The organism is Providencia sp. PROV174 (assembly GCF_028480685.1).
In the GTDB taxonomy this organism is placed as follows: domain Bacteria; phylum Pseudomonadota; class Gammaproteobacteria; order Enterobacterales; family Enterobacteriaceae; genus Providencia; species Providencia rettgeri.
The window spans coordinates 313463-339187 of record NZ_JAMPOT010000009.1; the positions used below are offsets into that span (position 1 = coordinate 313463).

The following is a 25725-nucleotide window of genomic DNA, read 5'->3' on the forward strand; positions in this document are numbered from 1 at the left end:
TCTAAATAAAAAATATCTCGCCAAAAAATAATAAATGTAACCTTAAATCAAGAGCCATTTCCTCTTAATAAAGAGGATTTTTCTCCTAAGCTACCTTTTTCCTTATTAAATAGATTAAGTCTCATTTCAAATAGGATAAAAGAGGAAGTTTGCATAAAAGCTCATCAATTTTTCTTCTTGTATGACCTGAGATAATTAATACAGGCGAACAGTGTCAATCTTACCGATTGAAGTTTCATCTTCAACTTAATGGAAGGTCATAGCATGGTTATTCAAAAAACATTACCAATAGATAACGATACAATCAAAAAAATAAAGATGGCGATCAATAAAAGAAAGTATGCACATGCCGATGAAATAAGCCTGTTATGGCAACACGCATTAAAAACATCGTCAGTCTTTAGTTGGGAGAAAGTGATGTTGATTTCTATAATAAGTGGCCTTGTTGTCACAATAGCCACTTCTTTGTAGCAAGGGATATTAAAAAGAAGAAATCGAGCCGATAGCCCGATTTCTATTGGTTGTTTTTAATAACTAATTCAGCTAATTACCAATAACCTAAGAATTTCCACCAAACGCTACCAATGAAGAACCAAATGGCTAAGTTAACCACACTCATGACAAAACCGGTTTTCCACCATTCAGCAAGAGTGGCATAACCTGACCCAAAGATAATCGGGGCTGTTCCTGTACCATAATGTGTTAATGACATCATTAGTGATGATGAGAATGCTAACGTTAAGGCCAATAACATTGGTGGAGCGCCAAGTGCTAAACCCGCGGAGAAAAATGCCGCATACATTGCCGTAATATGCGCCGTTGTACTCGCGAAGAAATAATGGGAATACACATAAATTAAAACAAGAATTAACATTCCCCATACCCAGCTAATGCCCATTCCATCAATGGTTGCACCAACTGTTAATGACATCCATTTAATGAGACCGAGTTTTCCTAAGAAACTCGCCATCATCACTAAAGCGGAGAACCAGACAACCGTATCCCAAGCCCCTTTGTTTTTTAGCACGTCATCCCAATTAATGACCCCTGTCGCTAATAGAATACTCAACCCAATAAAGGCGGCTGTGGTAGCATTAACACTATATGCAGGCCCAAAAATCATCGCAGGTACACCAGCCCACATCAAAAGCAATAACCCAAAAACACCGAGCGTTATTTTTTCAGGCAATGAAACTGGGCCTAACTGCTGCAAACGTTCTTTGGCAAAATTTGGTGCATCCGGTGTTGAGGTAATTTCCGGTTTATACATAAAATAGATAACCAAAGGCATTAATATTAATGACACGATGGCTGGAACAAATGCTGCAATAGCCCACATTCCCCAAGTTAATTCATTTTCTTGGCTAGTTTCGCTAATTATCAAGCTAACAATTAATGGATTGGGAGCTGTCGCCGTAATAAACATTGCAGAAGTGATTGGGTTAATATTGTAGTTAACGAGTGATAAGTAGCGCCCTATTTTACCTGCAGTTCCATCTTCGGCCTTTGACCCAAAACTATCTGAAATCGAGCGCATGATTGGGTGAATAATTCCCCCACCTCGTGCAGTATTACTTGGTGTCACAGGAGCCAAAATTGTTTCTGCTATTGCCAATGAATAAGCAATACCCAATGTTTTTTTACCAAATAAAGAAATGACATAATAACCTATCCTTGCCCCTAAGCCTGTTTTATTCAAGCTCATGGAAACCATAATAGAAATACCAATTAACCAGATTAGGTCATTAGAAAAACCACTTAAAGCATCCGCAATTGCCCCTTTGGTTGATTCAGGATTAGTGACTCCTGTAGCTGCAACTAATGAAATTGCGACAATAGAAACACCCCCTATCGGTAAAGCTTTACCAATAATGGCAGCGATTGTGCCGACAAATAATGCCAAAAGATGCCACGCATTTGGATTAACGCCTTCAGGAACAGGAATTAAAAACCAAATAATTAATGTTATAGCAACTGCGATTAGAGTTGGAACAGGTTTTAAAGGTGTCAGTTTATTCATAAGGTTATCCATACACGTTTAAAGATGGAAATACAGAGTAATTTCAGTTATATATTCTAATTTTATCTTTAGGTTAACAATATATAGCTCAAAAACCTTGATATTTATCAGTACGTAGATTCTTTTATGATAAAAACTCAAACTAATTTGTAACAATACGTAATATATTATTTCAGCAATTAATCTTCTGATATATCTTGCACACAAAAATAAGCTTATTCTTACATTAATAAGAGTAAGAATAAAACTGGGCTTATTATTTGCTTTGTTACTAGGCTAGCAACACATACACTCGCATTTTTCGTATAATCAAATTTGTTTCTTAATATACTAAAATTTCAATTATTTTTATAGCGAACCCTCAATTTATGATTGCTGAATCGAATTAATAAAATAAAATCAAGAAATATTCTAAATTATGTTGAATATATAAAAAATCATAATAATGATAATGATTGATTAAAAAATGCACGCTTTACTATTGAACCAATACTCTCTGCTTAATTAATATTAGTTATTATCTAATCTGATAATGCTAAAAAACACTTATAGTGATTATCCTTTGTTCTCATACACTTTTTATCTCTAATCTAATATGAGTAACAAAACACATCCAAATATGACTAATAAGGAAATAAAATGTCCACTGATAACATTTACACCACAAATGCTCAACGTCCATGTATTGTGTTATGTACGACCAATAGCCATGAAAGTGCAATTAAAATAACCCAACATTTGTTAGCTAATCGTTTAGCTGCATGTGTTTCTCTACTCCCAGAAATAACATCCGTTTATCTATGGCATGGCAATATCACACAAGATAAGGAGATCTTACTATTGATCAAAACGACTCAAGGAAATCAACTCAATTTGTTTAATGAGATAAAAAAAATACACCCATATGATACCCCAGAGCTCATTCGCTTAGACCCAAGCCAAATTGAAGATAATTATCTACAATGGCTGATTAACTCTGTTAAATAATAGATGTTCATCTAAATTGAATAACTAAAACGCTATAAATTGTGAGTTAATGTCGTTTTTGTATAAATTAATTCAACTGGTCGGCTATGGTTTATCGTAAATTAATGCTATATAAATAGGCTCGCTTTATATTTATTTTCCCTCCTTAAATATTTGGAGGTTTTTTTTATCTAAAATTGACTAGTGTATATTCCTTAACCCCGAAAAAAAAAATCATAAGAAGCGCAACTAATAAACAACACCGCACTCTATTTTATTTAAATTACCATAAAAATTAATCTATTAAAGCCATATAAAGAATTCTATATTACCTTAGGCTAATATAAACCTAAGGTAATAATCACGAAATTAACTAAAACGTTGCTTCCAAACCAAGCCTAAACGTTCTCCCAGGGATAGGCATATAAATCACAGTTCCTGGGTCAAATGCATAGCGATTAGTTAGGTTATCAATATTAAAATTCACATGAATATTTTTCGAAACATGATATTTGCCTAACAAATCAAATGTCGTGGTTGAGTACAGCTTAGTTACTGGGGCCGCAGCGGTTCCCACTAACCACTCATGAGGGTAGTCTTTGCCTGAGTTATAACGAACTCGCAAACCTGTTTGTAGTTTTTGATCAAACATTTTCACCCCAACAACTCCGGTCACAACCTTTTTCGGTGGAATACGTGAAGGTGATAACCCCCAAGCAAATCCAACTGAATTACATGCAGTAGGAAGGCGACCTAACTCCATTTCGTCTCGTGAACATAACTCAGAATTGTTATAAAAAGTTGCATCGAAGGAACCAAATGCATAATTAGAATCGTATTTCAGTTCAATTTCATAACCTGAGAGCTTGAAACTATCGTAGTTTTTCATCACGATATAAGGGTGATATACACCCGTTGGGTTCACTCCTTGAGAGAGATAACCCTTTATATCATTATTAAAATAAGCCACACGTAATTTAGTATTATCTTCATCAAATATAAGATTTTCTTTTTCTACATTCATTCCAACTTCAAATGATTTAGCATGTTCTGGTTTTAATGGAACGTCTGGAGAATAAGAGTAGGTTTGCCCTGATGCTGTGGTCTCGAATAAACTCGGTTCTCTATAGCTATCAGAATATTTGGTATAAATATCAAATTCGTCAGTCACATGAAAACGTAGCTCACCCATTAAATCATTTTTCGGACCGTAGCTAATACTTTTACCTAAAACATAGTCATCAACATCGAAAGCGTGAATACGCCACCCAACTAAAGTACTCACCCATTCCCCTTTGTATGCCATATTGGTAAAGGCCGATTTATTCGTTCCTTTAGCATTACGCGTTACAGGATCTAACTCCTCACCGGGTATGGTTCCTTCTGGCGTCCAAATCGGTTGATAGGTTTTAGTCAATGGCTTTGATTTTTGTTGCATATATTCCACACCATAAGTGATATCGATAGGATAATCTGCAAACTCAGAGGTATTTTCTAAGTTAAAGCCCATTCGTTCATCGGTATAGCGATGCTGATATTGATTACCGTAGTGCGCGGTAACATCATCCGTTGTGCCATTACGTTGTTTAAATTTACCTTTTGTCCACCAAAGACCTAAATTCATGTCTACCCATAATGAATCGGGTTTATAAGAATAGTTTAAAGAGGCAGTATCAATATCTGCACTACCTAATGACCACTGCGGCATTTTTCCATCGAATTGGTACCAATACGCCGCTAAAACCTCGCCTGCTTTTTGTTCATGATGGCGGTAATTTAATTCAATACTTGAGTATGGGTTAAGATAAATATTAGTTTTTAATAATGTTGACTGACTTTCATAGCTGGTATTAACCACTTCTTGCCCAGGTTTAATCGGAGCATCTGTATTTGCGTATTTATGATAGCCATTTTTACCGGCGAAGAAGTTTCCTTGTTTTCTATCACTATGAGCCAACAAGATATCAAATTTATCATTTCGATATGCAACTCCTGCCGTCACAGAGCCATTATTAAAATGTGAATTCTTAACACCGTTTGAAACACGATACCCAGACTCACCTTTTTCATCTGAAGCAATGGTCGGGCGTCGGTTATTATTGTAAATATTCCCCTTAAATAAGAAACCAAATTGGTCACCTTGAGGAATAATACTATTTGCTGATAATGTTTTTAATTTAACCGTACCTCCGATGGCTCCTCCTGAGAATTTACTCATCGAAGCCCCTTTTTCGATCTCAATTGTATCGATTAAATCCATATCCACATAAGTTCTATCTGTACTTCCTTGGTAACCACGCCAAGTGTTGGTTGATTGCAAACTGCCATCAATGATAATAGGGACTCGCCCGTTTCCTTGTAATCCTCGAATACCGATATCCAGTGCACCGGCTTCATTTCGTGCATTATTAACTTGCAATGAAGTTTCATTGGCAAATATATCTGAATTGGTCGTTCCTCTTACTGTAGAAATATCATTGGCGTCTATTTGCTTGCTATTTGACTTTATTTTGCTGGCTGTGACGAGAAGTTTATCTTTTTGAGTTGTGGTATTGGTTTGATTCGCTAATGCTGTGCTTGAAGAACATATAATAATTAAGCTAATTATGTTTTTATTTTGAAATATCATTTAAGTAATGCCTTCATTAATTAATGATGATTAGATAGACGTGAAGAAATAGCGTATAAAAGATGTGAGGATACATTTTTTATACTTTTCCATTTATGCATTTAAAGTAAATTTAAGTGCTATGCCATAGATGTAACTAGTCCGAAAAACCTTATTTATTGAATGGTTACGTACTCATTTCCCTTGTGAATATTAATAAGCCTTGGAATATACACCAATGATAATAATGATCAAGATCATAATGAATATCATTTGCATTATCATTAAGATTATTAGTGTTAATTGACTTACCTTTATTCTTTAATCGCATAAAAAAAAGCGACTGATATAAATATCAATCGCTTTATACATAAAAATTGCGTGAATAGGCTAATCGTGTAATGGCGGGGTTCTCACCGACCTATCACCTGCGACATAATAGTCTGCATCACTAGTCGGTAATGGAGGACGGTTTCGAATTTTATCGGCTATTTTCTCCGCGATCATGATGGTCGTTGCATTTAAATTTCCGGTAATAATCAACGGCATAATAGATGCATCGATAACACGTAAATTTTCAATACCGTGAACTCGTCCTGCACCATCAACTACCGCCATATCATCATGACCCATTTTACAGGTTCCGCATGGGTGAAAAGCGGTTTCTGCTCTTTCGCGGACAAATGCGTCTAGCTCTTCATCTGTACTAACCTGTTTTCCAGGGCTTATTTCCTCTCCGCGATATGGGTCAAGTGCAGGCTGAGCCATAATTTCACGGGTAATACGAATAGCAGCACGGAACTCTTCCCAATCCTGTTCCGATGACATGTAATTAAACAAAATACTCGGATGTTGCCTTGGGTCTAAAGATTTTAAGCGAACACGACCTCGACTAGGGGAGCGCATTGAGCCCACATGAGCTTGAAAACCATGCTGATTGACTGCATTACTGCCATTGTAGTTAATCGCCACAGGCAAAAAGTGGAATTGAATATTTGGCCATGCAAATTTTTCACTGGTACGAATAAACCCACCCGCTTCAAATTGGTTACTTGCCCCAACTCCAGTACCTTTAAATAGCCATTCCGCACCGATTTTGGGCTGATTAATCCATTTTAATGCAGGATATAATGAAACAGGCTGTTTGCATTCATACTGCAAATACATTTCAAGGTGATCTTGCAGGTTTTGCCCAACACCGGGTAAAACATGGACAGGCGAAATATTAAATTCAGCTAAAACATCTTCAGGCCCCACGCCAGAGCGCTGCAAGATTTGCGGTGACGCTATCGCCCCCGCGCACAATAAAACTTCTTTACGTGCTTTCACCACTGTAGCTGCCGTGCTCTGACCTTGGTAATACATCACACCAACCGCTTTTTTACCTTCAAATTCAATGGTATCTGTTGTCGCATGCGTCACAATGGTAATATTTTTGCGCCCTTTCGCTTGGTCTAAATACCCACGACCAGTACTTGCTCGACGACCTTGTGGCGTAACAGTGCGATCCATTGGACCAAAGCCTTCCTGCTGAAACCCATTTAAATCATCTGTTTGCGGGTACCCTGCTTGTACACCTGCTTCCACCATCGCATGAAACAATACATTATTCCCCGTTTTCGGCGTCGTTACACTTACGGGGCCTTCACTACCATGGTAATCATTCGGCCCAATGTCTCGGCTTTCTGCTTTACGAAAATAAGGTAGACAATCAAGATAACGCCAATCTTCTAAGCCAGGCGCCTTTGCCCATCCATCAAAATCCATGGCATTACCACGGATATAACACATCCCATTAATCAATGATGAGCCACCAAGCCCCTTTCCACGGCCACACTCCATACGGCGGTGATCCATATGTGGTTCAGGGTCAGTTTCATAAGCCCAATTATAACGTCGCCCTTGTAATGGGTACGCTAATGCCGCTGGCATTTGTGTGCGAAAATCGAACCGATAATCCGGTCCACCTGCTTCAAGGAGCAGCACAGTAACATCAGGATCTTCTGTCAGGCGGGTAGCAAGAACGTTACCGGCTGAACCAGCACCGATAATAATATAGTCATAGACCATTGTTATCTCCTCTGTTTCAGTCAAATTAAAATGATGTGATTAAAAAACGGATGTAAATTCCCCCAACTCCACTTGAATGGATTTCACTTGTGTATAATTTTGCAGTGTCATTACGCCATTTTCACGACCAACGCCAGAATGCTTATATCCGCCCACAGGCATTTGAGCAGGTGATTCACCCCATGTATTAATCCAACAAATTCCAGCCTCTAATTGATGGATAACCCGATGCGCGCGTGTTAAATCTTGTGTCACGACCCCAGCTGCAAGCCCATAGACGCTATTGTTTGCACGAGCAATCACTTCATCTTCTGATTGATAACTCAAAATACTCATTACAGGACCAAAAATTTCTTCCTGCGTGATCTGCATTTCATCGTGGCAATCAGTGAATACCGTTGGTACAACATACGCACCTTGTGCAAAATCACCATCCATTAAGCGTTCACCACCACACAATAATTTCGCGCCTTGCTGTTTACCTAACGCAATATAACGCAGCACATTTTCCATGTGAGCAAAACTGACTAATGGCCCAAAGTTAGTATTTTCGTCAGTGGGTGAACCTATATTAATCCGAGCTACACGCTCAATGACCTTGTCTTCAAACTGCGATTTAAGCAATTCAGGGACAAAAACCCGTGTTCCATTGGTACACACTTGGCCTGAACTATAAAAATTCGCCATCATGGCAATATCCGCGGCTTTATCTAAGTTTGCATCATCAAAAATAATCAGGGGTGATTTACCGCCTAGTTCCATCGTCACCTCTTTTAATGAAGAGGCTGACGCATTCGCCATCACTTTTTTACCCGTTGCGATCCCCCCTGTGAATGAAACTTTGGCAATATCAGGGTGCTCTGTTAACCATTGGCCCACTTCACCGCCTTGCCCGGTCACCACGTTAAATACCCCTGCTGGCACGCCCGCTTCCGTATAGATTTCAGCCAACTTTAAGGCCGTTAACGAAGTGACTTCACTGGGTTTGAACACCATGGCATTACCTGCTGCCAGTGCTGGAGCAGACTTCCATAATGCGATTTGAATAGGGTAATTCCATGCGCCAATCCCTGCCACCACCCCCAGCGGTTCACGGCGGGTATAAGCAAATGCGCTATCACGCAGAGGGATCTGCTGCCCTTCAAGCATAGGGATTAACCCTGCATAGTATTCAAGGACATCCGCCCCTGTAACGATATCCACATAACGAGTTTCAGAAAGTGGTTTCCCCGTATCAAGCGTTTCGAGGTAAGCCAGCTCGTCGTTACGTTCCCGTAAGATATCCACCGCACGGCGTAAAATACGTGAGCGTTCCATTGCGGTCATTGCCGCCCATACTTTCTGGCCTTGTTTGGCGCTTTCTACCGCCCATTGGATATCTTCAAGCGTCGCAGACTGCAAATGCGCGATAGTTTCGCCATTTGCAGGGTTGATTGCAGGAAATTGCCCGCATTCAGGTTGTGAACTGTCGACATAACCACCATGAATATAAAGCTTATGTATCGGTGGATGTTGCATATTATCTCCTCTGAGTGGGTGATTAGGTTCCGATAACCTCTACACGTTTCAGTTGCATATCGATATACTCGTTGGTGATTTTGAGTGCATCCTCGACAGGAAATTGTTCATTACTCAAAGCACTCCGTAACCATAGGCCATCAATTAAAGCAGCTAGCCCCTTCGCGGCCATCCGTGCATCCGCTTTGCTTAACACTCGCCCAAATTCATAACTTAAATTTGAATACAAACGCCGGTCATTGACCTGTTGTAAACGATTTAAATTTGGTTGATGCATACTGCTAGCCCAGAAGGCTAGCCATGTTTTCATCGCCGCCTCACTGGTTTGCGTTGGGTCAAAGTTGCCTTCAACAATTGCTTGAATGCGCAATTTTGGCTCCGCCCCAGCTAACATGCGTAAGCGTATTGCTACCGCAAACCCCAATTGATATTGAATATGCCGCATAGTAGCTTCAAGTAAGCCATTTTTATCACGAAAATAATGGCTAATAATTCCTGTAGAAACCCCGGCTTTACGGGCAATTAACACAAAACTGGCTTCCTGCATTCCAACTTCATTAATCACTGCCAATGTGGCTTGAATTAACTGTTGTTTACGTATCGACTGCATTCCTATCTTCGGCATGGTATTTGAACCTAAAAAATACATTGATCCCTTGTATTAAACGTTTTTTTAATTGAATGTTCAATCAATATTAACTATTGTTTACAACAATTCATTCACAATTAACATAAAGGAGAGGATAACGAAAATCAAATCTTTGCTAATAAATCAATTAATTAGCTAAGAAAGTAATTTTAACCTGTTAAATAAATAAAAATGTGGAACTACCAATGACATCTCAAAATAGTCCGAAAAATAAGCAGAAGGATAAATTGAATTCTGTGGTTTTTTTTACTTCCGCCGGTCTTATTCTGGCGTTTTCTTTTTTCACCATCTTAATGACCGAAACAGCAAATCAGTGGATCGTTGCCGCCCTTGGGTGGGTATCCAAAACCTTTGGTTGGTATTACCTGTTAGCAGCGACGCTTTATATTGTTTTCGTGATTTTCGTTGCCACTTCGCGCTTTGGTAATATCAAGCTCGGCCCCGAGCAATCTAAACCTGAATTTAGCGTACTCAGTTGGTCTGCGATGCTATTCGCCGCAGGAATCGGTATCGACTTAATGTTTTTCTCTGTCGCTGAACCGGTTACCCAATATATGCTGCCACCAACGGGTGAAGGCGAAACCTTAGAAGCAGCTCGTCAGGCGATGGTGTGGACCCTGTTCCACTATGGCCTAACGGGCTGGTCTATGTATGCCTTAATGGGAATTGCACTGGGTTATTTCAGTTATCGTTATAACTTGCCGTTAACCATTCGCTCCGCACTTTATCCTATTTTTGGCAAACGGATTGACGGCCCGATTGGCCACACCGTGGATATTGCTGCAGTACTAGGGACGATTTTCGGTATCGCAACAACTCTGGGGATCGGTGTTGTTCAGCTAAATTATGGCCTCAAAGTATTATTCGATTTACCTCAAGGGCTTCCCGTGCAAAGTGGATTGATTCTGCTATCGGTGATTATGGCAGTGATCTCCGCCACATCAGGGGTAAATAAAGGCATTCGCGTATTATCAGAGCTCAATGTGCTTTTAGCATTTGGTTTGATTTTGTTTATTTTATTTGTCGGCGATACCGAGTTCTTACTTAATGCCTTAGTGCTGAATGTGGGGGACTATATCAATCGCTTTATGGGTATGACTCTCAACAGCTTTGCCTTTGATCGCCCAACCGATTGGATGAATAGCTGGACGCTGTTTTTCTGGGCATGGTGGGTCGCATGGTCGCCGTTTGTTGGCTTATTCCTCGCGCGTATATCTCGCGGTAGAACCATTCGACAATTTGTGATTGGTACTTTAATCATTCCATTTGTTTTCACACTATTGTGGTTATCTATTTTTGGTAATAGTGCATTGTATGAAATCATTCACGGTAATAGCGAACTTGCCAAAACCGTGCTCGACGCCCCCGAAAAAGGCTTCTATTCACTACTTGAGCTATATCCCGGCTTTGGCCTAACCGCCTCCGTTGCCACAATTACTGGGCTGTTATTCTATGTTACCTCAGCGGACTCCGGTTCTTTGGTATTAGGCAATTTCACCTCAAAACTCAGCGATATTAACAACGATGCGCCCAATTGGTTGCGGGTTTTTTGGTCTGTCGCGATTGGTTTACTCACCTTAGGGATGTTAATGACAGATGGCGTCGCTGCGTTACAAAATACGACAGTGATCATGGGCTTACCATTTAGTTTTGTTATCTTCTTTATTATGGCTGGGCTATATAAGTCATTAAAAGTTGAGGACTTTAGACGGGTCAGTTCATTAAATACCAATGCGCCAGCACCACTGTATGGCAATGGAACACTCAATTGGAAACAACGTTTAGGACGAGTGATGAATTTCCCCGGAACAACGTATACCCAGAGAATGCTTGATTTAGTCTGTATTCCAGCCATGCAAGAAGTGGCAAAAGAGCTCAGTTTAAGGGGGGCAAAAGTGGAATTTAACACCTTACCACCGATTGCTGATGAGCGATTAGACCATTTAGAGTTAACGGTCGACCTTGGCGAAGAACAAAGCTTTATTTACCAAGTATGGCCTCAGCGCTATTCGGTTCCTGGTTTTACCTATCGCGCACGTTCAGGAAAATCCCATTATTACCGCTTAGAAACTTTCTTATGGGAAGGCTCGCAAGGGAATGATTTAATGGATTACACCAAAGAACAGGTGATCAGTGATATTCTCGACCAATATGAAAAACATATGAATTTCATTCATTTAAGCCGTGAAGCTCCCGGTGCAACCTTAACATTCCCTGAATCTGTATAATGTGAACTCTAAGGGGGCTATGCTCCCTTAGAGTCAACACAAACCAATAGTTAATAGGGACGACCCGCTTGCTCTAGCATTTTTTTCATTTGCTCGCGGTCATTCATCCAAGCCATTGAATTAGGGCACCCTGCTCCCGTCGGGTTAACATCACACACATTAAAGCGCTGTGGAAACGCGTTTTCATCTGTATTTCGCTGCTCTAACAACGCTTGATAACTTTGCTCTTCTTGAGAAAGTTTCTTTTTGGGATCAAAGACAAACTTTTGTTGTGCCTGTAATTCTTTAATTCCTTGGTAGTCTTTATCAAACTCACGATCAGCGGGTGACTTCTCTTTAAATGTAAAGTCGCTGGCAAAGCCATAAGAAGTGAAACAAAGAAAAATAATAACAATAACCTTTTTAAACATATCAATTTCCTGCTGTGTCCATAAGCGAATATTATATGTCAGCAGCAACACTGAATGTTGTATAATAATAAGTGAAATTTATAAAAACCTTAATATTCAAATAAGTAATTTATATGAGTTATTAAATCAATTGATTGATACATCGTTGTTAATGGCTTATCAGAATAATAAGGGTGTTTTTCCACCAACCATCACCCCACAACATCCATTAATTTTTGTTATTTTTTAACCTTGTTATCCCCTTCAATTTTGTCCACGTATATAAGCTCAACTTCAAAACAAATCAGAATAATTAATTAGTTCCATAATGGGTTTATTTTAAATCTATTGGTTGTTTTTATGACAATGTGAAAATGAAATATTAATCTCAAAAAGGGTGTTTACGCAGCATATGATGATGCAAATGACAATCTAAGTGTCCCTGCTGCGTGGGGTAATACAAATTTGAAAGAAGGCAAAGCGCCAGCTCCTAGATAAAAAGTAGAGGTAGGCGAATAAGCAAATATAAGTTTATGATCCGGCTTTCTGAACGCAGTCGACAGCGAATCACGTCCATTTCCATGATCAAAACCGACCTATAACCTATTAGGTTACTAATAATTTTTGTTCTTGTTCCAGAGTCTATTTTCTATAAAAGTGACCTTGTCCTATCAATTACGCCGCAGAGCATAGGCTGAAATTTCCTTTTATAAATTAATAAACTAAGGATATACAATGCATAAAACTTATTTTGGTCCTTATATGGATGTCAGTGTTGATGCAACTTGGAATGATTGGCAAAATTACCCAAATGGCAGACCTAATGCCAAATATAGCCAAGCCGCTATTAAGTATGGGGTAGATATACTGTCTCTTGGTTTTTTAACCGCCACATTGGATAAAAAAGCAGCATGGTCAGCCCAGCCATCCATGCCCATTAGTTGGGCTAAACCTTTGTGTGATGAACTGATCGCAGGCGGTGTTAAAGTTGCTGTTTCATTTGGGGGAGCCGCTAACCAAGATGTTTCATTGGTACAAACACAAGAACAGCTCATCAACACCTACCAAGAAGCCATTGATACACTCAGCGCCTCACATATTGATTTAGATTTCGAGAATGGTCTGTACGATGCTGATAATGCATTTTCTGCCTTAAAAGTCATTGTAGATAATAATCCACAAATCACCCTCAGCTTAACCTTGCCGACTATGCCAACAGGGCTAACCAGCACAGGCTTAGCACTCGTGAAAAAATCGGTCGATGCGGGTTTAATGATGAAGGTTAATGGGATGGCAATGGACTACTACGACCCGAATATCACGAGCCTTGGGGATGCAGCGGTAAAAGCCGCCAATAGCATCAAAAACCAACTAAAACCGCTATACCCGGGGATAGACGATAACGAACTCTATAATTATGTACAAATTACACCCATGATTGGTCTCAATGATGACCTCACCATGTTTAACTTTAATGATGTCAATATTCTCGCTGAATTTGCTAAAAATAATGGCCTTAACTTGGTGTCAATGTGGAGTTTAACCCGTGACCGCCCGGGAAATAAACCTTTCCCAGAGGCCATCAGCTCTGGCAACCCAGAACAAACCTATGAATTTGAATATACTGATTTATTTACTCAACAACTTAATTCATAAATAGCCCATATCACCAATATTATGGATATTGGTGATACCCCATTTTCTGTGAAATATTACGCCCGGCTGTTTTCAGTAATTCGACATAATCGCCAATGCGTTGTTCATCAAAACGAATAGTTGGGAACGAAATCGATAGCCCTGCAATCACATGACCTAACCGGTCGTACACCGGTACTGCAATACAACGTAGACCTAACTCTTGCTCTTCTCGGTCCTGCGCATAATGGCACTCACGCACTACGGCTAATTCCGCCAGCAAGTCCTCTAGAGTTAAAATCGTCGTGGCTGTTTTTTGGCTGAAAGTTTCATCTTTCAATGCTAGACGAATCGCTTGTTCATCTTGCCAAGCGAGTAAAATCTTACCGATTGCAGTGCAATATAATGGGTTACGACGCCCAACTCGTGAATACATACGCAAATTATAACTCGAGTCTATTTTATGGATATAAATAATGGCATCTTCATCTAATGCACCCAAATGCACCGCTTCATGAGTCAGTTGGCCAATGCGGCGCATTTCTTTATCCGCAATTTCGATTAAGTCAACATACTCGAGGGACTTCGCACCTAATTCGAAGAGCTTCAAGGTCAGTGAATACTTATCTGCTTCACCTTCTTGTTCGACATAACCCAACTGCTTCATCGTTTGCAAAAAACGAAATGTGGTGGCTTTTGACATCAACAAACGTTGGGACAATTCAGATACACCAATCTCCTTTTGCTCTCCAAGGGCACTAAGAATACTAAATACCTTTACTACCGCTGATACGGCATCCGTTTGTGTTGTCTTATCCATTACCTTTCCATCATCCTATAAATTGCAGCCTATAAATTGATAGCAATATTATACCCCAAATTAACGAAACTAACTGATATCACCTAAGTTTGAGTAGCATAATTGTCTCTTCATACAAAAACAAGAACGATGATTCGATATTTTTAAAACGGCGTTTCATTTTTATTGAAATTGGCAATGAAATGCGCTTTAATAGCACTATCAAGTCAGCAACAGTTTACTAATTCGGTGGTGAAAATGAGTGCATATCCGCAAGTTGCCGTTATTGGCGAATGCATGGTTGAGTTGCAAAAATCGGGTGAGCTTTATAAACAAACGTTTGGTGGGGATACACTAAATACCGCACTATACCTGTCTCGTTTAACCAAAGATCACGGTGTGACAACCCGTTATATCACCGGTTTAGGCAAAGACCCATTCAGCCAACAAATGCTAAACAGTTGGCAACAAGAAGGCATCAATACTGAAGAAGTGTTTATTTCAGACAAACATTTGCCCGGAATGTATTTGATCGAAACCGCTGCCGATGGCGAACGTCGTTTTTTCTATTGGCGAGATAATGCCGCAGCAAAATTTTGGCTTGATGCAGTGTGCCTTGATCAAAACAGCAAAGCCCACACACAGCAAATTCTAAATTCACAACAATTTATCTATTTAAGTGGCATCAGCCTAGCCATTTTGCCTGACGCTTCACGTCAGTTACTATTTGAAATGTTACAACAAGCTAAGCAGCATGGTGCCAAAATTGTGTTTGATAATAACTATCGCCCAGCACTTTGGCCTTCGAAACAAGCCGCCCAACAAGCATACCAGCAAATTCTCACGTTAACCGAGATCGCTTTTCTGACCTTTGATGACGAACAACTGCTTTACGGTGATATTGATGAAACCGATGCAATTGCACGTACCCAACAATATGGTGTGAACGAGATTGTGATCAAGCGCGGTGCTGATGCCTGTTTTGTGGTTATTGATAACGAACGCATTGAAGTTCCTGCCAATAAAATAAGCCATGTGGTTGATACCACTGCTGCAGGGGATTCTTTCAGTGCCGGCTACCTTGCTTGCCGTATTTTAGGTGGCAACCCATGCGAAGCGGCAAAAACAGGTCATTTACTGGCTGGAACCGTCATCCAACACCGGGGAGCGATTATTCCATCCGAGGCCATGCCAATCACTGCTTTAGTAAAATGTTAAGAGGCTTTAACCATGAATCAATTACTTGAAAAAATTAAGAAACTCAATGTTGTTCCTGTTATCACCATCAATAATGCAGAGCATGGCGCGCCATTAGCAAAAGCCTTAGTGGAAAATGGTCTGCCATGTGCTGAAGTCACCTTCCGTACCCCTGCCGCGGTACAAGCGATTAAAAATATGCGTGCTGCCTACCCTGAATTACTGATTGCCGCAGGTACCGTATTAACCACAGAGCAAGTTGACCAAGCCATTGAAGCGGGTGTAGATTTTATCGTCAGCCCGGGCTTTAACCCGAAAATTGTGGCTTATTGCCAACAAAAGAACGTGATTATTATTCCTGGGGTGAATAACCCAAGCCTAGTGGAACAAGCCCTTGAATTTAATCTCACCACCTTGAAATTCTTCCCAGCCGAAGCCTCTGGTGGGGTTGCCATGCTCAAAGCACTCAGCGCCGTTTACCCGGTTAAGTTTATGCCAACTGGCGGTATTGGTGTGAAAAATATAAAAGAATACACAGCACTACCTGCTGTATTAGTGTGCGGCGGTTCATGGATGGTACCCAATGACCTTATTGATAGTGAGAACTGGCAAGAGCTTGGTAAGTTAATTGCTGAAGCTGCAACCATTTAATTAACAATAAAAAATCTCGTTGTCGTTATTACGCCCTTACTGGATGGTAAGGGCTTTTTGCTAATGGCTTAGATAGAATACATTCGAGTAAAATATTCGCTGATTTTATCATTATCTAACAATCTATCTTTGGTAAAATCTAAAGTATCAGAAACGACAATGTATTGCCTTAGAGGGATAGGTATATCTGATATTGTCGCATAAATCGTTGGCACTAAATGGCGAAAATAATCTCCCATTTTTGTTTCACCCTCATAGCCCACAGGAAAGTCTTCCCCTTGGTTATAGCCTTCAATGCCTTCAAATACAAATATTCCCTTTTGTGTTGCAAGATAAGCATCTGTCAGTTTATTACCTTCATCTAAGCGATTTTTATAACTGGTAAAAACAGTTTCTTGGGAATAATGCTTGTATCTCCAATAGGAAAATAGATCAACTGAAAAATCACCATTTTTCTGTATGCTATTTTCATATTTAGCCGATTCACAATATATAAACTCACTTAAATCAACATATAACTCACTAATATTAGGTATGTTGATATACACTTTGGGTAACCATCCCCAGCAATTATTCAGCATAAATGCTAAATAACCGTTTTTATCCATTGCAACCCATGAATAAATATTCCCCCATTCAGGTCGCCAATCAGTAGTTAACATAAAAGCCTCTTATATCGTTCACAATACAATTAAATTTTTATAGATATTGAATGAATTGGCCCTATACTTTAATTCAATGCATAAGGCCAAAATGAAACAGACTCTATATAGAAAGCTCAATAGTCATTAAATTATCAGAAACCTAACCAATAAAACGTTTTAGTTGTAGCCGCAGCATCTCATTTTCGCGCTGAAGCCGCTTATTTTGCTCCATCAAGCTCATGGCCATTGCAATTCCCGGCCAGTCAATTTCGAGCTCATGGTAAAGTCGCACAGCCCTTCTCACGATGATCACAGCGTGGTCGTCAAATAACCATTCATTAGCAGTTTCAATGGGTTGAATTATTCCAAGGCCGACAATTTCCTGTAATTCCTCTTCCGCAATACCTGTGTGAATACAGAAATCAATAACGGTTAATGATGTAAACTGTTCCATTATTTGCCTCCCCAATTTTTACGTGGGTCAAAACTCTGTTGAGTCTCCGCCAATTTCTGCCACAGCGCATCCGCTTCTGCATTACTGCTATTCGGCATCACGATTTTTATAATCGCATACAGATCCCCTGCTGCACCTTTATGTTTCAGTCCTTTACCTTTAATACGTAATTTTTGTCCGGCTTGGCTATTAGCAGGAACGGTGATCACAATTGGGTCTTTTAATGTTGGAATGGTGACTTTAGTTCCGAGGGCTGCCTCCCATGGAGCAAGCGGCACGACCACTTCTAAATCATGGCCTTTGATATCAAATAATGGGTGTGGTGCAATGCGGATGGTTATCCATAAATCGCCATTTTCACCGCCATTTTCCCCCGCAGTGCCTTGCCCTTTTAAACGGATGCGCTGCCCATCAATCACACCCGCAGGAATGGTCACATTGAGTGTTTTGGGGACTTCGTTTTCGATAAAACCAAAAGCGTTATAGACCGGTAGGTTATAGCTGATGGTACGCTTATGCGATTCTTGGCTTTCTTCAAGGAAAATAGCCAATTCAACTTCTAAATCCTGCCCACGATGGCTGCGTGCCTGCCTTGTACTACCACCCCGAGCTCGTTGAGAAAACATCGATGAAAAGATGTCATCAAAGCCACCTGCATCAAACCCTTGCTGGGAATAAGTGTGGCTTTGTTGGCCTTGGTTAGCTTGGTTAAAATAAGGGTCATTCCTGTGTTCCCACATTTCATCGTATTCTGCGCGTTTTTCTTTGTCACCAAGTACCGCCCAAGCCTCTGCAATTTCTTTAAAGCGCGCTTCGGCATCCGGTTCTTTACTAACGTCAGGGTGGTATTTTCGCGCTAAACGGCGATACGCGGTCTTAATGGTTTTTAAATCATCAGTGCGTTTAACACCCATGATGCTGTAATAATCCTTTAGTTCCATAGTCATATCTCGTTCACTTGTCTGTTGAATAGAATTCTTATGGTATTTGCCCTATCGGGCTAAACATCACGACTACCTTGAATTTAACTTAGGACATTTACGCAGTAATTGGAATAGCTAGGCTATGATAAAATTCCACAAAAAACAGGAAATTTACGTTATTTCAGGCTAAACCTATAAGAGTGTCGTTTGATTACAAGGGGAACTCTATGGATGCTATTGCCAGTCGCCTGAACTATAAAGTCAATTTTGCCATCTCTATTGAGGATTTTATTCGGTTAATTCGCCAGTCTCCATTTAAAGAAACAGTGCCAACCGATAATCTTACTCAATTAGATGCGATGCTGAATAATGCGGATTTATTAGTTAGTGCATGGGATGGTGAACAAGTCGTCGGCTTTGTCCGCACAGTAACGGATTTTAGTTCTTGTTGTTATATCTGCGAACTGGCCGTTGATGCGCATTATCAAAAACACGGCATCGACCGCCAATTAATGCGCCTCGCCGCTGAAGAACTCTCTGCCGACTGCCAGATTTTATTTTTTTCCACCGACAGTAACCTCACCGAATATTTAAAACTGGGCTTCACCCAATCCCCAAGAGCGTGGCATACCACGGCAGAGAACTATTTGGCTAGATCGACAGAACTGGATGAATAATAGAAAGTAACATCGTTAAAAGCGTAGAAATATAGTAGAAAAAACAAATTTAAATGAGCTTTAAAATACCCCTATGCGTATGCTCTAAATAATTCGTATTGTGGGTAGGAAGCCGGAGCAGACATAAGTCTAGAAATCAGCGATGTGCTTGAAGTATAAAAAACTTAAATATCAACACCCTAACCAATTCATCCTATAATAGAAAAAACAAATTTAAATAAGTTTTAAAAGTACTCAATACTGATGCTCTAAATAATTCGTGCTACAGCTAGGCGGCAAGCTAGTTTAGCCCTAGGAGCATACACAAGTATGTGACTAGGGTGAACTAGTGAAGCCAACAACGCTGTGGTGCGAAGTATGACGAGCATCTATCTGAGGCGGCCGCGGAGACGCTTGATAGCCTGACTATGCAACTGACTCACCCTGGACTCTCCGACATCCAACACCGCTCCAATCTCTTTGAGATTCAGCTCTTCTTGGTAATACAGTGTCAGCACCATTTTTTCGCGTTCTGGTAATTGATTAATCGCTGCCGCGATTTGGTCACGCAGGCTAGAATCCAGCAACAAACTCAGCGGGTTGCCGCCTTCGTCTTCATCCATTTGCGGCTCACAGCTTTCCCCGTGAATTTCATGCCACTCATCGTAGGAAAACAGTTGGCTATTATTGGTGTCTAGTAGCGCTTGGCGATACTCCGCAAGGTCGATATCCAGCGCTTTGGCGATTTCCGGCTCAGTCGCACTTCGCCCTAACGATTGTTCCAGCGCACCAATGGCTTTGGTCATTTCACGCGCTTGGCGGCGCACACTGCGCGGCACCCAGTCACGGCTACGCAATTCATCTAACATCGAACCACGAATTCGCTGCACTGCATACGTGGCGAACGATGCCCCTTGGGTGACATCGAAACGTTCCAATGCATGCAGTAGACCGATGCCCCCTGCTTGGATTAAGTCGTCGATATCAACACTGGCGGGTAGTCTGACTTGCAGTTTCAGGGCTTCATGGCGTATTAGAGGGTAATAACGCTCCCATAGGCTATTTTTATTAATCACTCCTTCGGCAGTATACAAATCACTCACAACCTGAATCACCCTTCAAGCTTTATAAAAGGTATTCATTATCTGTGTTGGTTTTGAATTCAATCCGTAGAGTAAGGCACTAAATGTGGCTTTATTTGCCTTATCCTAAATAGGCGAAATTTGAATGATTACCAGGTTAATGATTGTTTTAACACAACTTTCAGGGGATTTCACGGGTAATACAAGTGGGTGAGGTGGTTTTGTTAAAACCATTTTTTGAATCATTTTTAGCTTTTGGTGTTTTGGCTTTAAAAATATGTTTATTTAGCCTATATAGTTCGTGCTATAGCTAGGCGGCAAATAAGTTTATACCGGTGAGCGTACATAAGTACGTGATTCGGATGAGCTTATGAAGCCAACAACGCTATGGTGCGAAATATGACGGCTAATATGACGGGCAAAGAAAAGGCCAGCAATGCTGGCCTTCAATATAATCAACCAATTACGAATTAACGTAACAGGCTCAGAACACCTTGTGGAACTTGGTTAGCTTGTGCTAACACAGCAGTACCTGCTTGTTGCAGGATTTGACCACGGCTCATGTTAGAAACTTCAGTTGCGAAGTCAGCATCTTGAATACGGCTACGTGCTGCGCTTAAGTTATTAACAGAGTTGTTCAGGTTGTTGATGGTAGACTGCATACGGTTTTGAATCGCACCTAAGTCTGAACGGAAGCTATCTACTTGCGCTAATGCTTTGTCTAAAGTCTCTAATGGTTTCATTGCAGATTGTTCTTCATCTGTCAATGCAACTGCACCAGTAAACTCTACTGTTGCTGCTGTTGGAGGAGTAATAGTACCCGCGCCATCATCTATCTCATCAGCACCTGGAGTAATGGTTTGTGTCGCTTTTAAAGTGACATCTTTACCTGTGCTGTCTTTACCCGTGATATAAACTTCGCCTGATGCTTTTCCATCAGCGTCTAGTTTTTCGAAAACCTTCGCACCTGTAATTGGTTGCCCACCAACTTGTAATGCATTTGCAGCAGCAGTCGCTTGAGTTTTATCAACTGGTAAACCTGTCGCTTGCTTGTAAGCATCAGATGAGTAATCAATTTCTTTACCCATATCACCTTTGCTTGCTGCATCAAAACCAGTTAAGCCTAAAGTAGAACTGTCGATTTTTTTCAGGCCGATAGAGATAGTTTCATTATCGTTAGTACCGACTTGAATACTCATTTTAGTGTCTTGAGTTAATACTTTTACACCGTTGAATTGAGTTTGCTCAGAAATACGGTCGATTTCTTCCATACGAGCTTTAACTTCTTTATTGATTGACTCTAAATCGCTCTTAGAGTTAGTACCATTTTGTGCTTGAGCAGTCAGTTCACGAACGCGTTGTAAGTTATCGTTGATTTCGTTAACCGCACCTTCTGCAGTTTGTGCGATAGAGATACCGTCGTTAGCGTTACGTGCTGCTTGGGTTAAACCTTTAACGTTAGCAGTAAAACGGTTAGCAATTGCTTGGCCTGCCGCATCGTCTTTTGCGCTGTTGATACGTGAACCGGAAGATAAACGCTCAATCGCAGTACCCAGTACGCCTTGTGAACGGTTTAAGTTGTTCTGAGTGGTCAGAGACAGAATGTTAGTATTGATAACTTGTGCCATGATGTGATCCTTATTATTCAAATTAATGCGTTAAGCCAAAATGCTTAACTTGATGAATTTCGTCAGCAACTAGGTTATCGGCTACAAAAAAGTCCCCTTTAGGCTTTTTCGTGAAAATTTTTATCTGTCAGGTTGGAAATGGCTTTACAGCACGCTTTTAATGCCATTAATTTTTAACACTTTCATTTATTTTTATTAATTTTCTTATTATTTAATTTCAATAAGGATAATTACCTATTTTTCTCTTGTTAGCTCTCACCATTACTCTTTTTCAGAATAGTCTAAAATTTTGCTCCGTTTTGCCGATAAGACTCTAAATAGATTTTATTTCAGAGTTAATGACACAGGCATAGACTCTAAATCATTCGGGTTGCAGGTAGGCGACAAGTGAAGATAGACCGATGAGCATACACAAGTATTTGATTCGGCTAGCTGAACGAAGTCAACACCCCCTGCAGCTTGAAGGATGACGAGAATAGCGTAGGAGAAAACATGGCAGGAATATCCACACTCGGTATCGGGTCAAACTTAGATTTAAACGTGCAAATGGACCAATTAGAAGCAATGGAGCGCCGTCGCTTAGAGCCATTAACCACCCAAAAAGCTAGTTATGACGCACAAATTAGCGCCTTTGGCAAAATGCAGTCATCCTTAGAAAAACTGAAAAAAGCCGCTGAAGACTTAAAAAAATATGGTGATATCAGTACCACTAAAGTCAATGGTGAATATAAAGCCTTTGATGTGAAAACGGACGGTAAAGCGGTCGCGGGGGTGCATGATGTATTAGTGACACAACTGGCAAAAGCGCAAACTATTGCCACCCAAGGACAATCAGACAACAAAAAGTTATTGGGTAGTGATGCGGATGAACGCACCATTACCATCACTCAACCGTCACAAAAAGAAGATAAAGATAAAATCGTTATCAAGCTCGATAAAGAAAGTACTTCTTTAATCGAGATAGCTGATGCTATCAATAAAGCTGATAAAGGTGTTTCCGCCTCTGTTATTAAAGATAAAAACAATGAATACCATTTGGTGGTGACTTCCAAAAAAGAAGGAACTGACAACCGTATTAGCATTAATGTTGATGGCGATGATGAGCTTGCTAAAATACTCAATGTTGAATCGGTTATTGATGACAAAGGTATCGTTACTTTAAATACCGATAAAGATAATGGCATGGTACAAAAAGTTGTACCACAAACGGCTTTACTTGAAATCGATGGTTTTGAATTAGAGTCGCAAACTAATGAAGCTAAAGACCTGTTCCCAGGTTTAACCTTAACGCTGAAAAAAGAGAGTGAAAACGGCAAAGCTGACCACTTAATTGTCTCGGAAGATATCGAGCCCGCTAAAGTCAAAATTAAAGCATGGGTCGAGGCCTATAATGAATTTCAAACTCTTGCTAGTGAACTCACCAAATACACGCCAACAGAAAAAGGCACTGCCCCAGACAAAACCAATGGCCCACTGATTGGGGATTCAACCCTACGAGGTATTCAAAGCACACTGCGCACTCAAGTACGCACCGCGCAAGATAGTGGCGAAATGAATTTACTCAACAAAATGGGCATCAAACAAAAGTTGGATGGTACTTTAGAAATTGATAATAAAAAGTTAGATGCTGCTTTAAAAGAAAACCCAACCAGTATCAAAGTATTTTTTGCCGGTGATGGTGAAAAAACCGGCTTTGGTACGCAAAATTTTAACTTCTTAAAAGATACCTTAGACAGCAAAGAAGGCACTCTGCATAACGCTACCGATGGCATCCAAAAGAAAAAGAAAAACTTAGACAAACGCATTGAGCAGACCAATAAACAAATTGAAAGCACCATGGACATGTACCGTCGTCAATTCCAAAACCTCGATAAAATGATGACGTCACTTAACAGCACCAGTAATTCATTAGGCCGATTATTAGGCTAATACTTTTAGGTTAAAAACATGTATCAACGACACGCACAGCAAGCTTACCAACAGGTTGATTTAGAGAGTGAAATCACCAACGCAACCCCATACCAACTGATCCAAATCCTGTTTAAAGGGGCCCTTAGTGCCCTGAAACGCGGAGAGATTTTTATGCAGCAAGGTAAGGTGGCGGAAAAAGGTAAAGAAATCTCAAAAGCTATCGACATCATTGACACTGGGTTAAAGCAGTCGTTAAATTATGAAGCTGGCGGCGAACTTGCAGAAAATTTAGCAAGTTTGTATGAGTACATGACAATGCAGTTACTTCGCGCCAACCTCGAAAACAACGTGGCTTATGTCCAAGAAGTTTACCAGTTACTCTCCGATATCGCCTCTGCGTGGCAACAAATCGGTGCAAATGTGGATGAAAGATAATCAGGTGGACAATAAAAATCCTATCGATTTACATGAAATATACCGTAATGTCTTAGTATTAAGTGAAAATTTAGTTGCCTTAGCGCAATCCGGGGAATGGGAGACGTTGGTCTCCCGAGAGACAGAATATGTCCTTGCGGTGGAAAACCTCACCAAGTTAACGCAAGCGTTCGAAGAACAGCAGCCAATCACTGAGGAATATATTCAGTTATTGCATAAAATTATTGAAAATGAACGCATTACTAAAGAATATTTACAACAGCATTTAAACTTTTTAAGCAAAGAAATTAAGCAATTAGACCAAAAACGGGTATTAAATAACAGCTATGGCCAATTTGATGAGCCGGATACCCCGTTAGTCGTTCGCCCGATGGAATAATTTGAGTGTCAGGCCGACAGACCTGACACGCCTTTTATCTTCAACTCTCAGCCTATTGCTGCTGTTTTAAACGTTGCTGCTTTTTCAGCTTTTTCAACAGCATATTGCGTTTTAGCGGCGATAAGTGGTCAAGAAACACTTTACCGTGTAAATGGTCGATTTCATGTTGCATGACAATCGCTAAGAACTCGTCGCTATCCACTTCAAACGCTTTACCGTGCCTATCGAACGCTTTCACTTTAACGCGCAGGAAACGGTCTACATCGGCGTAGATTTCGGGTACTGACAAACACCCTTCTTGATAACTGGTTTCCCCTTCACTTTCGACGATTTCAGGGTTAACAAATACCATCGGCTCATCACGGTTTTCTGAAATATCAATCACCATAATGGATTTAGTTTCCGCAATTTGCGTGGCAGCGAGACCAATACCGTTATCGGTGCTGTACATGGTATCTAACAGATCGTCGATCAAGGTTTGTACCGCAGCGAAATCCGTCACTGGGCTGCATTTAATACGCAGTCGTTCATCTGGAATTTCAATAATTTCTCTTACTGCCATAATTTAAACCCTATAAATTCGATTACTTTCATTCAAATATCAATCATTCAAACTATTTTAAGCAACAGTGACGCATACAATAGCCGCTAACTGCCGCCACAACTCTGCCTGTGAAGTATGAAGAACAGATAAAATATTATCGTCTTTCTTTTTCACCAACAACATGCAAAAAATGGCATTGTTAATCAGAAAACAAAATTTATTTTAAACATCAATAAATTAACGCCTGTCTGTTTAGACTGCCCCTTCATGGAACATAAGCCACATAAAATTTTACAGAAAAATAACACGTTATTTGGAAAAAAACATCTAAAACAGGAA

The 25725-nt window shown here is 40.2% G+C and carries 23 protein-coding genes; 10 read left to right on the forward strand and 13 right to left on the reverse strand.

Going from position 1 to position 25725, the window contains the following annotated elements:
- Nucleotides 1–264 precede the first annotated feature (264 nt).
- On the forward strand, nucleotides 265–471 hold the full coding sequence (locus PSE60_RS08825) for a 3-oxoacyl-ACP synthase (protein WP_272665163.1): 207 nt from the start codon (nucleotides 265–267) through the stop codon (nucleotides 469–471).
- Nucleotides 472–547: 76 nt separating this feature from the next.
- Here the strand turns inward: PSE60_RS08825 and PSE60_RS08830 are convergent, their stop codons facing one another.
- Nucleotides 548–2020, reverse strand: coding sequence for an anion permease (locus PSE60_RS08830; RefSeq protein ID WP_004910038.1), 1473 nt, complete (start codon nucleotides 2018–2020; stop codon nucleotides 548–550).
- 639 nt (nucleotides 2021–2659) lie between these two features.
- On the opposite strand from PSE60_RS08830, the gene cutA reads away from it, so the two are divergent.
- A complete protein-coding gene (gene cutA / locus PSE60_RS08835) occupies nucleotides 2660–3007 on the forward strand; it encodes a divalent-cation tolerance protein CutA (RefSeq protein WP_272665165.1) in 348 nt (115 codons plus the stop codon).
- 352 nt (nucleotides 3008–3359) lie between these two features.
- Here cutA and PSE60_RS08840 read toward each other — a convergent pair whose 3' ends face one another.
- The 4 genes from PSE60_RS08840 to betI form a co-directional block, all read right to left on the reverse strand.
- Nucleotides 3360–5615, reverse strand: coding sequence for a TonB-dependent receptor domain-containing protein (locus PSE60_RS08840; RefSeq protein WP_272665166.1), 2256 nt, complete (start codon nucleotides 5613–5615; stop codon nucleotides 3360–3362).
- A gap of 369 nt (nucleotides 5616–5984) precedes the next feature.
- On the reverse strand, nucleotides 5985–7664 hold the full coding sequence (gene betA, locus PSE60_RS08845) for a choline dehydrogenase (protein ID WP_272665167.1): 1680 nt from the start codon (nucleotides 7662–7664) through the stop codon (nucleotides 5985–5987).
- 39 nt (nucleotides 7665–7703) lie between these two features.
- On the reverse strand, nucleotides 7704–9182 hold the full coding sequence (gene betB, locus PSE60_RS08850) for a betaine-aldehyde dehydrogenase (protein WP_272665168.1): 1479 nt from the start codon (nucleotides 9180–9182) through the stop codon (nucleotides 7704–7706).
- A 22-nt stretch (nucleotides 9183–9204) separates the two neighbouring features.
- On the reverse strand, nucleotides 9205–9807 hold the full coding sequence (gene betI, locus PSE60_RS08855) for a transcriptional regulator BetI (protein ID WP_272665169.1): 603 nt from the start codon (nucleotides 9805–9807) through the stop codon (nucleotides 9205–9207).
- Between the two features lie 209 nt (nucleotides 9808–10016).
- Here betI and PSE60_RS08860 point away from each other — a divergent pair, with 209 nt between their 5' ends.
- A complete protein-coding gene (locus tag PSE60_RS08860) occupies nucleotides 10017–12059 on the forward strand; it encodes a choline transporter (protein ID WP_272665170.1) in 2043 nt (680 codons plus the stop codon).
- A 50-nt stretch (nucleotides 12060–12109) separates the two neighbouring features.
- Here the strand turns inward: PSE60_RS08860 and PSE60_RS08865 are convergent, their stop codons facing one another.
- Entirely contained in the window at nucleotides 12110–12469 is a 360-nt protein-coding gene (locus tag PSE60_RS08865; protein ID WP_247605338.1) for a hypothetical protein, read from the reverse strand.
- A gap of 714 nt (nucleotides 12470–13183) precedes the next feature.
- Between PSE60_RS08865 and PSE60_RS08870 the strand changes: the two genes are divergently transcribed.
- Entirely contained in the window at nucleotides 13184–14104 is a 921-nt protein-coding gene (locus tag PSE60_RS08870) for a chitinase (RefSeq protein WP_272665171.1), read from the forward strand.
- Nucleotides 14105–14123: 19 nt separating this feature from the next.
- Here PSE60_RS08870 and kdgR read toward each other — a convergent pair whose 3' ends face one another.
- Nucleotides 14124–14903, reverse strand: a complete 780-nt coding sequence (gene kdgR / locus PSE60_RS08875) for a DNA-binding transcriptional regulator KdgR (RefSeq protein WP_210837367.1) — start codon at nucleotides 14901–14903, stop codon at nucleotides 14124–14126.
- A 237-nt stretch (nucleotides 14904–15140) separates the two neighbouring features.
- Here kdgR and PSE60_RS08880 point away from each other — a divergent pair, with 237 nt between their 5' ends.
- Both PSE60_RS08880 and PSE60_RS08885 read left to right on the forward strand, forming a co-directional pair.
- Entirely contained in the window at nucleotides 15141–16100 is a 960-nt protein-coding gene (locus PSE60_RS08880) for a sugar kinase (protein ID WP_272665173.1), read from the forward strand.
- Between the two features lie 12 nt (nucleotides 16101–16112).
- Nucleotides 16113–16730, forward strand: coding sequence for a bifunctional 4-hydroxy-2-oxoglutarate aldolase/2-dehydro-3-deoxy-phosphogluconate aldolase (locus tag PSE60_RS08885; protein WP_210837363.1), 618 nt, complete (start codon nucleotides 16113–16115; stop codon nucleotides 16728–16730).
- A 68-nt stretch (nucleotides 16731–16798) separates the two neighbouring features.
- On the opposite strand, the gene PSE60_RS08890 is transcribed toward PSE60_RS08885, so the two are convergent.
- The 3 genes from PSE60_RS08890 to cbpA all read right to left on the reverse strand — a co-directional run bounded on the left by PSE60_RS08890 (nucleotide 16799) and on the right by cbpA (nucleotide 18769).
- Nucleotides 16799–17392 (reverse strand): hypothetical protein, encoded by a 594-nt coding sequence (locus tag PSE60_RS08890; protein WP_272665175.1) that lies wholly within the window; start codon nucleotides 17390–17392, stop codon nucleotides 16799–16801.
- A 142-nt stretch (nucleotides 17393–17534) separates the two neighbouring features.
- Nucleotides 17535–17828, reverse strand: a complete 294-nt coding sequence (locus PSE60_RS08895) for a chaperone modulator CbpM (RefSeq protein WP_272665176.1) — start codon at nucleotides 17826–17828, stop codon at nucleotides 17535–17537.
- On the reverse strand, nucleotides 17828–18769 hold the full coding sequence (gene cbpA, locus PSE60_RS08900; protein WP_210837386.1) for a curved DNA-binding protein: 942 nt from the start codon (nucleotides 18767–18769) through the stop codon (nucleotides 17828–17830). Before cbpA ends, PSE60_RS08895 begins: the two co-directional genes overlap by 1 nt.
- A 209-nt stretch (nucleotides 18770–18978) precedes the next feature.
- Between cbpA and PSE60_RS08905 the strand changes: the two genes are divergently transcribed.
- A complete protein-coding gene (locus tag PSE60_RS08905) occupies nucleotides 18979–19428 on the forward strand; it encodes a GNAT family N-acetyltransferase (protein WP_272665177.1) in 450 nt (149 codons plus the stop codon).
- A gap of 368 nt (nucleotides 19429–19796) precedes the next feature.
- On the opposite strand, the gene PSE60_RS08910 is transcribed toward PSE60_RS08905, so the two are convergent.
- Together PSE60_RS08910 and PSE60_RS08915 are read right to left on the reverse strand one after the other, a co-directional pair.
- Nucleotides 19797–20510 carry an RNA polymerase sigma factor FliA gene (locus PSE60_RS08910; protein ID WP_272665178.1) on the reverse strand — a complete coding sequence of 238 codons (714 nt, stop codon included), beginning with the start codon at nucleotides 20508–20510 and terminating at the stop codon, nucleotides 19797–19799.
- A 449-nt stretch (nucleotides 20511–20959) separates the two neighbouring features.
- Nucleotides 20960–22117, reverse strand: a complete 1158-nt coding sequence (locus tag PSE60_RS08915; protein WP_272665179.1) for a FliC/FljB family flagellin — start codon at nucleotides 22115–22117, stop codon at nucleotides 20960–20962.
- A gap of 492 nt (nucleotides 22118–22609) precedes the next feature.
- On the opposite strand from PSE60_RS08915, the gene fliD reads away from it, so the two are divergent.
- From fliD to fliT, 3 genes are read left to right on the forward strand one after another with little or no spacing between them, the layout of a single operon-like run.
- Nucleotides 22610–24046, forward strand: a complete 1437-nt coding sequence (gene fliD, locus PSE60_RS08920; protein ID WP_272665180.1) for a flagellar filament capping protein FliD — start codon at nucleotides 22610–22612, stop codon at nucleotides 24044–24046.
- A gap of 18 nt (nucleotides 24047–24064) precedes the next feature.
- Entirely contained in the window at nucleotides 24065–24463 is a 399-nt protein-coding gene (fliS, locus tag PSE60_RS08925; RefSeq protein ID WP_004909969.1) for a flagellar export chaperone FliS, read from the forward strand.
- A complete protein-coding gene (gene fliT, locus PSE60_RS08930; protein WP_272665181.1) occupies nucleotides 24453–24842 on the forward strand; it encodes a flagellar protein FliT in 390 nt (129 codons plus the stop codon). Before fliS ends, fliT begins: the two co-directional genes overlap by 11 nt.
- Nucleotides 24843–24894: 52 nt before the next feature.
- Here the strand turns inward: fliT and def are convergent, their stop codons facing one another.
- Nucleotides 24895–25404: a peptide deformylase gene (def, locus tag PSE60_RS08935; RefSeq protein ID WP_004909962.1), complete on the reverse strand. Its 510-nt coding sequence runs from the start codon at nucleotides 25402–25404 to the stop codon at nucleotides 24895–24897.
- Between the last annotated feature and the right edge of the window lie 321 nt (nucleotides 25405–25725).